Origin of the sequence: Pseudomonas sp. P9_2, assembly GCF_034008255.1 — a bacterium.
Lineage (GTDB): Bacteria > Pseudomonadota > Gammaproteobacteria > Pseudomonadales > Pseudomonadaceae > Aquipseudomonas > Aquipseudomonas synxantha_A.
In genome coordinates, this window is the sequence record NZ_CP125376.1 from 131,616 (window position 1) to 143,596 (window position 11,981).

Below are 11,981 nucleotides of genomic sequence, written 5' to 3' on the forward strand. Positions count from 1 at the left end.
GAGCCTCCAGAGCGTCAGCTGCCGCATGGCAAAAACCCACGATTTCGCCAAACAATGGTTCGCCGCCAAAGGCTGGAAACCGTTCGCCTTTCAGAAAGACGTCTGGGCAGCGGTCAAGGCGGGCCAATCAGGGTTACTGCATGCCAGCACCGGCGCGGGTAAAACCTATGCCCTGTGGTTTGCCGCCCTCAACCGTTTCGCCATCACTCGCCCGCCCGCCACTGGCAAGCGCAAACCACCTGCTGAGCCGCTGACCGTGTTGTGGATCACGCCCATGCGCGCCTTGGCCGCCGACTCCGCACGCGCCCTACAGGCACCGCTGGACGCCCTGCAGATTCCCTGGAGCGTGGGCCTGCGCACCGGCGACACCAGCAGCAGCGAACGCGCACGCCAGACCCGTCGTCAACCCACCGCATTGGTCACCACTCCGGAAAGCCTGACGTTGATGCTGGCGCGGGCCGACAGTGAAACGAGCCTGGCGCACCTGCGCATGGTGATCGTGGATGAATGGCATGAGTTGATCGGCAATAAGCGTGGCGTGCAGTTGCAACTGGCGCTGGCGCGCTTGCGGCGCTGGCATCCTGAGTTGATGGTGTGGGGCATTTCCGCGACCCTGGGTAATCAGGCCCACGCTTTGGAGGTTCTGGTCCCACAGGGCGGTGGGATCAATGTACAGGGGCAGACAGCCAAGGCACTACAGGTCGACACCTTGCTGCCGCCCGTCACCGAGCGCTTTCCCTGGGCCGGGCATATCGGCTTGAAGATGTTGCCGCAAGTGGTCGCCGAGGTAGAGTCCAGCAGCAGTTGCCTGATATTTACCAACACCCGGGCGCAATCGGAGATCTGGTATCAGGCGATTCTCGATGCCCGCCCGGACTGGGCCGGATTGATTGCCCTGCACCACGGCTCGTTATCGCGGGAGACCCGGGATTGGGTGGAACGAGCATTGAAAGATGGGCAGCTCAAGGCGGTGGTGTGCACCTCCAGCCTCGACTTGGGTGTGGACTTCCTGCCGGTGGAGCGAGTGTTGCAGATCGGCTCCGCAAAAGGTGTGGCGCGGCTGATGCAACGCGCCGGGCGCTCCGGCCATGCACCGGGTCGGCCGTCACGGGTGACGCTGGTGCCGACCCATAGTCTGGAACTGGTGGAGGCGGCTGCCGCCCAGGATGCAATTGCGCAACGGCGCATCGAAGCGCGCGAATCGCCACACAAGCCGCTGGACGTCCTGGTGCAGCACTTGGTCAGCATGGCCCTGGGGGGTGGGTTTACCCCGGATGCGCTGCTGGCGGAGGTGCGCGGCGCCTGGGCCTATCGCGATCTCACCGAAGCGGATTGGGCCTGGGCCCTGGGGTTTGTACGCCATGGCGGCCTGTCACTTACCGCCTATCCGGATTACCGCCGTGTGGAGCCCGATGAGCATGGCATCTGGCGTGTACCGGATGCCCGCCTGGCACGCCGTCACCGCATGAGCGTCGGTACCATCGTCAGTGATGCCAGTATCCAGTTGAAATTCTGGAGCAAGGGCGGCGGCGGCAAGAACCTGGGCAGTGTCGAAGAGGGTTTTATTGCGCGGCTCAAGCCGGGGGATGGGTTTCTGTTCGCCGGGCGTTTGCTGGAATTGGTGCGCGTGGAAAACATGACCGCCTACGTGCGCCGCAGCAGTGCGAAAAAAGCCGCGGTGCCACGCTGGAATGGCGGGCGTATGCCGCTTTCCAACGAGCTGGCCCAAGCGGTAGTCGAACGTTTTGACGCGGCGGCGCATGGGCGTTTCGACGGGCCGGAAATGCAGGCGGTACAGCCACTGCTGCAAACCCAACTGCGTTGGTCTGGCCTGCCGACGCGCGACAACCTGCTCGCCGAAACCCTGCAATCGCGAGAAGGCTGGCACCTGTTTCTGTACCCCTTCGCCGGCCGTCAGGTGCACCTGGGCCTGGCGAGCTTATTGGCGTGGCGGGTCAGTCAGCAGCAGCCGGTGACCTTCTCCATAGCTGTGAATGATTATGGCCTGGAACTGTTGAGCGCCACGCCAGTGAACTGGTCGTTGTTGTTGAATACGGCGTTGCTGAGCCCCCAGCGCTTGCTGGAGGATGTGGCCGCCAGCCTTAACGCAGGAGAACTGGCCCTGCGCCGCTTTCGCGAAATCGCGCGGATCGCCGGGCTGGTGTTTGCCGGGCATCCCGGTGCGCCGAAAAGCACGCGGCAGGTGCAGGCTTCCAGCGGATTATTCTTTGAAGTGTTCAAGCAATATGACCCGCTGAACCTGCTGCTGGCCCAGGCCGGGGAAGAAGTCTTGCGCGATGAGTTGGATATTCGTCGACTGGAAGAGACATTAAGTCATCTATCGGCACTGAAACTGGACATGCACACGATTCAGCGGCCCACGCCCCTGGCCTTCCCGCTGTTGGTGGAACGGATGCGCGAAAGCATGAGTTCGGAGAAGTTGTCGGAGCGCATCGCCCGGATGGTCAAGGACCTGGAAAAAGTCGCGGACAAAGGAAAAGCTTGATGCATTGTGCACTGACGCTTGCAGGCGAAGAACTGTGGTTATTGGCGGACAAGGCCGTGTACTGGCCCGCTCGCCGGTGCCTGCTGATAGCCGATGCGCATTTCGGCAAGGCATCAGCCTATCGCAGCCTCGGGCAACCGGTGCCGCAGGGCACCACAACGGCCAACCTGGAACGCCTGGACAAGCTGCTCTCGGCCGTGCCTTGCACGCAGGTCATCTTTCTCGGTGACTTCCTGCATGGCCCAGGCTCTCACGCCAGCGGCACCCTCGGCGCGATCCGGGCCTGGCGTGAACGTAACGATGCCCTAGCGATGACCCTGATTCGCGGCAATCACGATAAACGGGCAGGCGACCCGCCTGCTGACCTGAGGATCGAGGTGGTGCCAGAGCCGCTGCTGATGGGCCCTTTCGCCCTGCAACATGAGCCTGACGCCCATGCCAGCCACCACGTATTGGCGGGGCATGTGCATCCGGTGTACCACCTGCGCGGCAAGGGCCGCGAGCGCTTGCGCTTGCCGTGCTTCCAGATCGGCGAACGGGTCAGCCTGCTGCCGGCGTTTGGCGCCTTTACCGGGGGCTATGCCGTGCAGCAGGACGATGAGCACCGAATCTTTGTCATCGGCGAACACAAGGTATGGCCCATTCAGTAATGTGACTGATTGGACGTCCAGGTATCAGGCGACAGGCGCGGGCGGTGGCTCGTCTGGCAGGGTCGGCTCACCGGGTTCGGTAGGCTGGGGGTAATCGGGTTCGGGTTGGCCTGGAATGCCGCCTGCATGGGCAGGGTTGGCCATCAGGGACCAGGCCAGAACACCAATCTGGTTGGGTTCAAGCCGGGCGAGTTCTGCGCTGATTCGCGGGTCGATCTTCATAAGGTACTCCTCAAGCGTGGCCCGACGCGTTTTGCACGCGCCGAGGCAGTACACCTGAATAGAGTCACTTTGTGCAGACTAATTCCCTTTAACCGTAGGAGCTTTCGATCAAGCGCGTGGGAGAGTGACGCCACGCTGGCCCTGGTACTTGCCGGCACGGTCTTTGTAGGACACTTCACAAGCCTCGTCCGACTGCAGGAACAGCATCTGTGCCACGCCCTCATTGGCATAGATCTTTGCCGGCAAGGTGGTGGTGTTGGAGAACTCCAGGGTCACATGGCCTTCCCACTCCGGCTCAAGCGGGGTGACGTTGACGATAATGCCGCAACGAGCGTAAGTGCTTTTACCCAGGCAGATGGTCAATACGTCGCGGGGAATGCGGAAGAATTCCACGGTACGCGCCAGGGCAAAGGAGTTGGGCGGGATGATGCACACGTTACTCTTGACGTCGACGAAGCTTTTTTCATCGAAGTTCTTCGGATCGACAATCGCCGAATTGATGTTGGTGAACACCTTGAATTCATCGGCGCAACGCACGTCATAGCCATAGCTGGAGACCCCGTACGAAATCACCCGCTCGTCGCCCGAGCCACGAATCTGGCGCTCGACGAACGGCTCGATCATGCCGTGTTCCTGCGCCATGCGGCGAATCCACTTGTCCGATTTGATGCTCATGGCGGTGTCCTGAATAGCGAGGTGGAAAAAATCTGTGGGCCATCTTACCGGGGCCAGCCTTGGGGTTCAAAGGCCGCAAGGGTTTTCTTGATCAAAGCCCTGCCCGCTATAAGCCTCAGCCAACATGGCCGGGGCCGGGACTGCTGTCAGGGAGGGCTGTAAATACCACCGCCAGTCACGAAAATAGAGAAACCTTCGGAAATACCATTGGCACGTTCCGGAAAAAGGGTTAAGGTGGCGCCACTGTGCTGCTTGTGTCACTGAGAATCTCTACACGATATGTTGAATTTCGATCCAACCATCTCCAAGAATTTTTCCTGCTCTTTGCACTCAGTCTCGGCCAGGGCTTTTCCTGAGTCGCAGTTAACTTTGTCCAAGGAGTTACACCATGTCTAATCGCCAAACTGGTACCGTTAAGTGGTTCAACGATGAAAAAGGCTTCGGCTTCATCACTCCACAATCCGGTGACGACCTGTTCGTTCACTTCAAAGCTATCCAATCCGACGGCTTCAAAAGCCTGAAAGAAGGCCAACAGGTTTCTTTCATCGCTACCCGCGGTCAGAAAGGCATGCAAGCTGAAGAAGTTCAAGTTATCTAACTTGTACTGACTCAGTCGAAAAAACCCCGCCCTTAAAAGCGGGGTTTTTTTATGCCTGGATTTTGGGGGAGACCTGAACAAAAGCCGGGCATAAAAAATGTGGGAGGGGCTTGCCCCCTCCCACATCCAAGCTTTCAAGCGGCGTGGCTTACTGGAACAACGACTCACTCGACAAGCCATTCTTCTCAAGGATCTCACGCAAGCGCTTGAGGCCCTCCACCTGGATCTGCCGCACCCGCTCACGGGTCAGGCCAATCTCCAGGCCTACGTCTTCCAGGGTGCTGCTCTCGTGACCACGCAGGCCGAAGCGGCGAATCACCACCTCACGCTGCTTGTCCGTAAGCTCTGACAGCCACTGGTCAATACTTTGGGAAAGATCATCGTCCTGCAACAGCTCGCAGGGATCGGTCGGGCGATCATCCGTCAGGGTGTCCAGCAGGGTTTTATCCGAATCCGGCCCCAGCGAGACGTCGACCGACGATACACGCTCGTTAAGGCCCAGCATGCGCTTGACCTCCCCTACCGGTTTTTCCAGCAGGTTGGCGATCTCTTCAGGCGAAGGTTCATGATCGAGTTTTTGCGTCAGCTCACGCGCCGCCCGCAGGTAGACGTTGAGCTCCTTGACCACATGGATCGGCAGCCGGATCGTACGGGTCTGATTCATGATCGCCCGTTCGATGGTCTGGCGAATCCACCAGGTAGCATACGTCGAGAAGCGGAAGCCCCGCTCGGGGTCGAACTTTTCCACCGCCCGGATCAAGCCCAGGTTGCCCTCTTCGATCAAGTCCAGCAGCGACAGCCCACGATTGACGTAGCGTCGGGCGATTTTCACCACCAGGCGCAGGTTGCTTTCAATCATGCGTTTGCGCCCAGCCGGATCGCCCTTCTGCGACAAGCGCGCAAAATGGACTTCTTCTTCGGGAGTGAGCAGAGGGGAAAAGCCGATTTCATTGAGGTACAACTGAGTCGCATCGAGCGCCCGGGTGTAGTCAATGTACTTGTGTTGCTTTAACGCGGAGGCGCTCCTGGATTTGGTACGAACTGAAGGTGGTGCCGCTCCTTCATTCTCTGACATCGGTTCCGTAGCGATTTCGGCCCCCATAAGGAGAACCTCATCGTCGATGTCAAACTCCGGCGCTTCTTTACTGAGAGCCATTGTTATAGTCCTTTGGTGAGTTCGACCTCAAGCTCAAGCGACGCCTTTATCCTTGGCAACGCTGGAGCCTGTTCCTTCTACGTGAGGGAACAGGCTGTGCAACACATCAACGACGGGGCAGGAATTGCAGCGGATCTACAGGCTTCCCTTGGCGGCGAATCTCAAAGTGCAGTTTCACCCGGTCTGTGCCCGTTGAACCCATTTCGGCAATTGTCTGTCCGACTTTGACCTGCTGCCCCTCCCGAACCAACAGCCTGCGGTTATGACCGTAGGCACTGACGTAGGTATCGCTGTGTTTGATGATGACCAGCTCGCCGTAGCCCCGTAGACCACTCCCGGCGTACACCACTGTCCCATCAGACGCAGCCAAAACAGGCTGTCCCAAATCCCCGGCGATATCAATGCCTTTATTCAAACTACCGTTTGAAGAGAATTTTCCAATCAGTACGCCATTTGAAGGCCAACCCCAGCCGGTCGGCGCCGGCCCTGCAGGTGGCAACGGCGCGGGAGCGGGCTTACTTGCAACGCTAGGCGCAGCACTGCCTGCAGGCCGGGTGATGATGGTGGTTTTGCTCGAAGACGATGGCGAAGATCCCGACTTTGTCACAACTGCCGTAGCCGCCGAACCTGTGCGGCCATCGAAACGAATGGTCTGCCCTGGATGAATGGTATAGGGCACGGGAATGTTGTTACGAGCAGCCAGCGCCTTGTAGTCCCAGCCATAACGGAAGGCAATGGAGAACAGTGTGTCGCCTTTGCGCACCACATACTGGCCCGTGGTCACCGTGGGCCGCTGCGGTGCTGCGTTGGTGCGGTCAACGACACGCGCACCGCCCGATGGCGTGCTCGAGCAGGCGGCCAATAAGGAACTCAAGACAAGGCCAAGCACCAGTCGCTGAAAGCTTGTTTTACTCATTCGCTGCGCAGGACCTGTGAGACTCACCCGCCGCTCCCTTTGTGGTGGCTGAACGTTAACGCCTGGATCAGGCTTGAAATATGACGCAAGTATAACTGGGCATTGGCTTTTTACTGGCACCCGACTGAAACGAAAAATTCATCTTGTTCAATTGCGGCTGCCAAGCCTGTTGATTCAATAGACCCCGGCGTAAGACACATCCTCGCCAGCAGAATTCACTGCCAGGGAATAAATGCTCAGGCCAAGGGGCCATTCAACAGCGGCACGAAGCGCACTGCGCCCAGCACGTGCCGGGAAAAACCTTCTTCCTCGCGGATAATAAGCATCAACTGTTGCACTTCGCCGGAGCCCACCGGGATGACCAGCCGCCCGCCAGGCGCCAACTGATCCAACAGGGCTTGAGGCACATCGGTGGCCACGGCGGTGACAATAATGCCGTTGTACGGCGCCAGCGCCGGCCAGCCTTCCCAGCCATCGCCCCAGCGAAACACCACGTTGCGCAGGTTCAGTTCTACCAGACGCTCCTTGGCACGGTCCTGCAGCACCTTGATGCGCTCTACCGAAAACACTCGCTCTACCAACTGCGACAGCACGGCTGTCTGGTAACCGGAGCCGGTGCCGATCTCCAGCACCTTGTCCAGGGGCCCGGCCGCCAGCAACAGCTCGCTCATGCGCGCAACCATATAGGGCTGGGAGATGGTCTGGTTGTGGCCGATAGGCAACGCCGTGTCTTCATAGGCGCGGTGCGCCAGGGCCTCATCGACAAACAGGTGCCGCGGCGTACGCCGAATCACTTCCAGCACCTGGGCGTTGGACAAGCCTTCTTCGTACAGACGCTGGATCAACCGCTCCCGGGTGCGCTGGGAAGTCATCCCGATGCCACGGCGCAACAAGTCGTCTTGTTCACGAGCCATCAACGCAGTCCCTCCAGCCAGCCATCGAGGCCACTGAAGGCATCACTGAAGGTGCGATCCAATTGCAACGGGGTAATTGACACATAGCCTTGCATCACCGCATGAAAATCCGTGCCCTCCCCGCCATCCTCGGCATCACCGGCCGCGGCGATCCAATAGCCTTCCTTGCCGCGCGGGTCGACCACCTTCAGGGGCGCCGCCGCTCGGGCGCGATGGCCCAGGCGCGTCAGCTGGATACCGCGGATACGGTCGAGGGGCAGATTGGGAATATTCACGTTGAGTACCGTACGCGGCGGCAGGTCCAGTGACTCATGGGCCTGCACCAGCTTGCGCGCGAAATACGCCGCGGTTGCCAGGTTATCCAGTTGCCGCGAAGCAAAGGAAAAGGCGAACGCGGTGCGCCCCAGGAAGCGCCCTTCAAGGGCCGCCGCCACAGTGCCGGAATACAGCACGTCATCACCCAGGTTGGCGCCCAGGTTGATTCCCGAGACCACCAGGTCCGGCTCATGCTCCAGCAAACTGTTGATTGCCAGGTGCACGCAGTCGGTGGGGGTGCCGTTTACGCTGATAAAGCCATTGGCCAGAACCTGCGGGTGCAGCGGACGGTCGAGCGTCAGCGAACTGCTGGCGCCGCTCTTGTCCTGGTCGGGGGCAACCACCACGCACTCGGCGTAATCCTGCAGCGCAGCATAGAGCGCGGCAAGACCGGGTGCGGTGGCACCGTCATCGTTTGATATCAGAATACGCATGGGCTGTCCGTCTGCCCCACCGGCACCAGATCAACAAGCTCGCGCACCAAGACAGTGGCGAAGCATCCGGCCGGCAGGACGAATTCCAATTGCAGAATGTCAGGCCCGGGATAATGCCACGTCAACCCGCCAATGGGCAGTCGCAGAATGCGACGTTCCTGGCTCATTCCTGCATTCACCAGCCAATCACGTAGGTCGGATTCGCTGGCAGCGACAGATTGTTCCAGATCATGCGTAAGACCTTTCGCCGGCGAGTCGCCTTCGCCCCATTGTGGGCCCGTCGGGTGCAAGTCCAGGATCGCCAAACGCGGGTCGCTGCATTCAGCCTCCCCTGCAGGGAAAAAACTGCGGCTGTCGGTAAAGGCCAGCAGGTCACCCACCTGGGCGCGCTGCCAGGAGCCGTCGGCGACACGCGCTGCCAGCACTTTGTTGAACAAGTAGCTACGAGCGGTGGACAGCAATCGCGAACGCACGTTGCGTTGCTCCGGCAGGGCCTTGCGAGCCGCCCATTCACGGGCATCCACCACGTTGCCACCGTTGTGGCCAAAGCGCTGGGCGCCGAAATAATTGGGAATGCCATGCCGGGCAATCAACTGCAAACGCGCGTCGATGGCGGCGGTATCGCCGGCCAGTTGGGTCAGGCGCAAGGTAAAGCCGTTGGCCGAATGCGCACCACGTTGCAACTTGCGCTTGTGGCGGGTGGTTTTCAGGATCTTGAGGGTGTCGTTTTCCGCACCGCTCAGGTCCGGGTCGGCCTTGCCGGGCAACTGTACGCTGAACCATTGGCGGGTCAGGGCCTGACGGTCCTTGAGCCCGGCATAGCTGACGGTGCGCAGCGACACACCGGCGGCCTTGGCGATACGCCGTGCGGCCTCTTCAGTATTCAAGCCGCGCTTTTCCACCCACAGCCACAGGTGCTCACCGTCACCAGTCAACGGGATGTCCAGCACCTCATCAACCTGGAAGTCTTCTGCCGTCGCCTTCAGCACCGCGCTGCCCAGGGCCTCGCCGTAGGCCCGCGGGCCCAGCAGTTGCAAGTCGTTCATGCGCGCAGCAACAAGGCAACGGAGTGCACGGCGATGCCCTCTTCACGACCGGTAAACCCGAGCTTTTCGGTGGTGGTGGCTTTCACGTTGACTTGATCCAGTTCAATTTGCAGGTCTGCGGCAATCAGCGCACGCATCGTTTCAATATGGGGGGCCATCTTCGGCGCCTGGGCCACGATGGTGTTGTCGACGTTGCCGACCTTCCAGCCCTTGGCATGGATCAACCCGACCACATGGCGCAACAACGCACGGCTGTCCGCACCCTTGAAGGTCGGATCGGTGTCCGGAAAGTGCTTGCCGATATCGCCCAATGCCGCCGCGCCGAGCAAGGCATCGCTCAAGGCATGCAAGACAACGTCGCCGTCGGAATGAGCCAGCAACCCATGGTGATGTGCAATGCGCACGCCGCCCAAGGTGATGAAATCGCCCTCAGCGAAACGGTGCACATCGTAGCCGTGGCCAATACGCATAAAAAAACGCCCCGATTTAATTCAGGGCGTGATTCTACCTACTTTTGCCTCACATTAACCGAGCAAAGCACGACCATGATGGCGCAAATGGTCTTCGATGAAGCTGGCGATGAAAAAGTAGCTGTGGTCGTAGCCAGGTTGCAGGCGCAGTTCCAACGGATGGTTGGCCGCCTTGGACGCTTGCAGCAGGGCCTCGGGCTTGAGCTGAACCGCAAGGAAATCGTCACGATCGCCCTGGTCCACCAGTAGCGGCAGTTTTTCCGAGGCTTCGCTGATCAGCACGCAGGCATCCCATTCTCGCCACTTGGAACGCTCTTCGCCCAGGTAACGGGAAAAAGCTTTCTGCCCCCAGGGGCAGTCCATCGGATTGTTGATTGGCGAAAACGCCGACACCGATTGGTAGCGTCCCGGGTTACGCAGCGCGCATACCAATGCGCCATGTCCGCCCATGGAATGACCGCTGATGCCGCGTTTAGCCGACGCCGGGAAATGCGCCTCCACCAAGGCCGGTAACTCCTGCACCACGTAGTCATGCATCCGATAGTGCTTGGCCCAGGGCTCCTGCGTGGCGTTCAGATAGAAACCAGCGCCGAGGCCGAAGTCCCAGGCGTTGTCCGGATCGTCCGGCACACCGGGGCCGCGGGGGCTGGTGTCCGGTGCGACGATAATCAAACCCAGCTCGGCGGCGATGCGCTGGGCACCAGCCTTCTGCATGAAGTTCTCATCGGTGCAGGTCAAGCCGGACAGCCAGTACAGTACCGGCAACTTACCGCCCTGCTCTGCTTGCGGCGGCAGATAGACGGCGAAGGTCATGTCGCAACCGAGCATATCGGAATGATGCTTGTAGCGTTTATGCCAGCCGCCGAAGCTCTTCTGGCATGACAGGTTTTCCAGACTCATGGCCGACCTCAGAAGTGAATGACGGTACGAATGCTCTTGCCTTCATGCATCAGGTCAAACGCTTTGTTGATATCTTCAAGGCCCATGGTGTGGGTGATGAAGGTGTCCAGCGGGATCTCACCGGTCTGGGCCATTTCCACGTAGCTTGGCAGCTCTGTGCGCCCACGTACGCCACCGAATGCCGAACCGCGCCAGACGCGCCCGGTGACCAGTTGGAACGGACGCGTAGCGATTTCCTGGCCGGCACCGGCCACGCCGATGATCACCGACTCGCCCCAGCCTTTATGGCAGCACTCAAGCGCCGCACGCATCAGTTGCACATTGCCGATGCACTCGAAGGAAAAGTCCACGCCGCCGTCGGTCAAATCGACAATTACGTCCTGGATTGGGCGGTCGTAATCTTTCGGGTTAATGCAGTCGGTAGCCCCCAGTTGCTTGGCGATTTCGAATTTGGCCGGGTTGATGTCGATGGCGATGATGCGACCGGCCTTGGCCTTGACCGCGCCGATCACAGCCGACAGGCCGATACCGCCCAGCCCGAAGATAGCCACGGTGTCGCCCGGTTTGACCTTGGCGGTGTTGAGCACCGCGCCGATGCCTGTGGTGACGCCGCAACCAAGCAGGCAGACTTTTTCCAGCGGCGCTTCCTTAGGAATCTTGGCCACGGAGATTTCCGGCAACACGGTGTACTCGGAGAACGTCGACGTGCCCATGTAGTGGAAAATCGGCTGGCCTTTGTAGGAGAAACGCGTGGTGCCATCCGGCATCAGGCCTTTGCCTTGGGTAGAGCGGATGGCCTGGCACAGGTTGGTCTTGCCCGACAGGCAGAATTTGCACTTGCCACATTCCGGGGTGTACAGCGGGATCACATGATCGCCGACAGCGACTGAAGTTACGCCCTCGCCGATGGCTTCGACCACTGCGCCGCCTTCGTGGCCCAGGATCGACGGAAAAATGCCTTCCGGGTCCGCACCCGACAACGTATAGGCGTCGGTGTGGCACACGCCGGAGGCAACCACCCGCAACAACACCTCGCCAGCCTTGGGCATGGCGACGTCCACTTCCACGATCTCAAGGGGCTTCTTGGCTTCGAAGGCTACGGCGGCGCGGGACTTGATCATCCGGGTTTCTCCAGGGGGTTAAAAATTGATTGCAGCAGTGTAAAACATGGCTGCTTGA

General features: G+C 60.0%; 13 protein-coding genes. 3 read left to right on the forward strand and 10 right to left on the reverse strand.

Annotation, left to right across the window (positions count from 1 at the left end; all coding sequences use genetic code 11):
* Positions 1-25 precede the first annotated feature (25 nt).
* The gene (locus tag QMK52_RS00610; RefSeq protein ID WP_320403722.1) at positions 26-2,506 is read left to right on the forward strand and encodes a ligase-associated DNA damage response DEXH box helicase; all 2,481 of its coding nucleotides are present in this window, start codon (positions 26-28) and stop codon (positions 2,504-2,506) included.
* Positions 2,506-3,156 carry a ligase-associated DNA damage response endonuclease PdeM gene (gene pdeM, locus QMK52_RS00615; RefSeq protein WP_005785771.1) on the forward strand — a complete coding sequence of 217 codons (651 nt, stop codon included), beginning with the start codon at positions 2,506-2,508 and terminating at the stop codon, positions 3,154-3,156. Before QMK52_RS00610 ends, pdeM begins: the two co-directional genes overlap by 1 nt.
* 24 nt (positions 3,157-3,180) lie before the next feature.
* Here the strand turns inward: pdeM and QMK52_RS00620 are convergent, their stop codons facing one another.
* Together QMK52_RS00620 and dcd are read right to left on the reverse strand one after the other, a co-directional pair.
* Positions 3,181-3,378 (reverse strand): hypothetical protein, encoded by a 198-nt coding sequence (locus QMK52_RS00620; RefSeq protein WP_005785769.1) that lies wholly within the window; start codon positions 3,376-3,378, stop codon positions 3,181-3,183.
* A gap of 108 nt (positions 3,379-3,486) precedes the next feature.
* Positions 3,487-4,053, reverse strand: a complete 567-nt coding sequence (dcd, locus tag QMK52_RS00625; protein WP_320403723.1) for a dCTP deaminase — start codon at positions 4,051-4,053, stop codon at positions 3,487-3,489.
* Between the two features lie 388 nt (positions 4,054-4,441).
* Here dcd and QMK52_RS00630 point away from each other — a divergent pair, with 388 nt between their 5' ends.
* Positions 4,442-4,651, forward strand: a complete 210-nt coding sequence (locus tag QMK52_RS00630) for a cold-shock protein (protein WP_002554837.1) — start codon at positions 4,442-4,444, stop codon at positions 4,649-4,651.
* Between the two features lie 148 nt (positions 4,652-4,799).
* On the opposite strand, the gene rpoS is transcribed toward QMK52_RS00630, so the two are convergent.
* The 8 genes from rpoS to QMK52_RS00670 form a co-directional block, all read right to left on the reverse strand.
* Positions 4,800-5,726, reverse strand: coding sequence for an RNA polymerase sigma factor RpoS (rpoS, locus tag QMK52_RS00635; RefSeq protein ID WP_413817856.1), 927 nt, complete (start codon positions 5,724-5,726; stop codon positions 4,800-4,802).
* Between the two features lie 187 nt (positions 5,727-5,913).
* Positions 5,914-6,750 carry a peptidoglycan DD-metalloendopeptidase family protein gene (locus tag QMK52_RS00640; RefSeq protein ID WP_005785763.1) on the reverse strand — a complete coding sequence of 279 codons (837 nt, stop codon included), beginning with the start codon at positions 6,748-6,750 and terminating at the stop codon, positions 5,914-5,916.
* Between the two features lie 209 nt (positions 6,751-6,959).
* Positions 6,960-7,595: a protein-L-isoaspartate(D-aspartate) O-methyltransferase gene (locus QMK52_RS00645; protein ID WP_010176736.1), complete on the reverse strand. Its 636-nt coding sequence runs from the start codon at positions 7,593-7,595 to the stop codon at positions 6,960-6,962.
* 41 nt (positions 7,596-7,636) lie between these two features.
* Positions 7,637-8,386 (reverse strand): 5'/3'-nucleotidase SurE, encoded by a 750-nt coding sequence (surE, locus tag QMK52_RS00650; RefSeq protein ID WP_005785760.1) that lies wholly within the window; start codon positions 8,384-8,386, stop codon positions 7,637-7,639.
* Complete coding sequence (gene truD, locus QMK52_RS00655) at positions 8,374-9,432, reverse strand: tRNA pseudouridine(13) synthase TruD (protein WP_005785757.1); 1,059 nt, start codon at positions 9,430-9,432, stop codon at positions 8,374-8,376. The genes surE and truD overlap by 13 nt, the downstream gene beginning before the upstream one ends.
* Positions 9,429-9,902 carry a 2-C-methyl-D-erythritol 2,4-cyclodiphosphate synthase gene (gene ispF, locus QMK52_RS00660; protein WP_005785755.1) on the reverse strand — a complete coding sequence of 158 codons (474 nt, stop codon included), beginning with the start codon at positions 9,900-9,902 and terminating at the stop codon, positions 9,429-9,431. Before ispF ends, truD begins: the two co-directional genes overlap by 4 nt.
* Before the next feature lie 54 nt (positions 9,903-9,956).
* Positions 9,957-10,802, reverse strand: a complete 846-nt coding sequence (gene fghA / locus QMK52_RS00665; RefSeq protein WP_320403724.1) for an S-formylglutathione hydrolase — start codon at positions 10,800-10,802, stop codon at positions 9,957-9,959.
* Positions 10,803-10,810: 8 nt separating this feature from the next.
* A complete protein-coding gene (locus QMK52_RS00670) occupies positions 10,811-11,923 on the reverse strand; it encodes an S-(hydroxymethyl)glutathione dehydrogenase/class III alcohol dehydrogenase (RefSeq protein WP_005785751.1) in 1,113 nt (370 codons plus the stop codon).
* Between the last annotated feature and the right edge of the window lie 58 nt (positions 11,924-11,981).

What these genes read in the sequence shown, in the direction of transcription:
- QMK52_RS00630 (WP_002554837.1), top strand. Translation starts at nt 4,442, where the DNA reads ATGTCTAATCGCCAAACTGGTACCGTTAAGTGGTTCAACGATGAAAAA.
- QMK52_RS00645 (WP_010176736.1), bottom strand. Translation starts at nt 7,595, where the DNA reads ATGACTTCCCAGCGCACCCGGGAGCGGTTGATCCAGCGTCTGTACGAA.
- ispF (WP_005785755.1), bottom strand. Translation starts at nt 9,902, where the DNA reads ATGCGTATTGGCCACGGCTACGATGTGCACCGTTTCGCTGAGGGCGAT.
- QMK52_RS00610 (WP_320403722.1), top strand. Translation starts at nt 26, where the DNA reads ATGGCAAAAACCCACGATTTCGCCAAACAATGGTTCGCCGCCAAAGGC.
- rpoS (WP_413817856.1), bottom strand. Translation starts at nt 5,726, where the DNA reads ATGTCAGAGAATGAAGGAGCGGCACCACCTTCAGTTCGTACCAAATCC.
- QMK52_RS00620 (WP_005785769.1), bottom strand. Translation starts at nt 3,378, where the DNA reads ATGAAGATCGACCCGCGAATCAGCGCAGAACTCGCCCGGCTTGAACCC.
- surE (WP_005785760.1), bottom strand. Translation starts at nt 8,386, where the DNA reads ATGCGTATTCTGATATCAAACGATGACGGTGCCACCGCACCCGGTCTT.
- fghA (WP_320403724.1), bottom strand. Translation starts at nt 10,802, where the DNA reads ATGAGTCTGGAAAACCTGTCATGCCAGAAGAGCTTCGGCGGCTGGCAT.
- truD (WP_005785757.1), bottom strand. Translation starts at nt 9,432, where the DNA reads ATGAACGACTTGCAACTGCTGGGCCCGCGGGCCTACGGCGAGGCCCTG.
- dcd (WP_320403723.1), bottom strand. Translation starts at nt 4,053, where the DNA reads ATGAGCATCAAATCGGACAAGTGGATTCGCCGCATGGCGCAGGAACAC.
- pdeM (WP_005785771.1), top strand. Translation starts at nt 2,506, where the DNA reads ATGCATTGTGCACTGACGCTTGCAGGCGAAGAACTGTGGTTATTGGCG.
- QMK52_RS00670 (WP_005785751.1), bottom strand. Translation starts at nt 11,923, where the DNA reads ATGATCAAGTCCCGCGCCGCCGTAGCCTTCGAAGCCAAGAAGCCCCTT.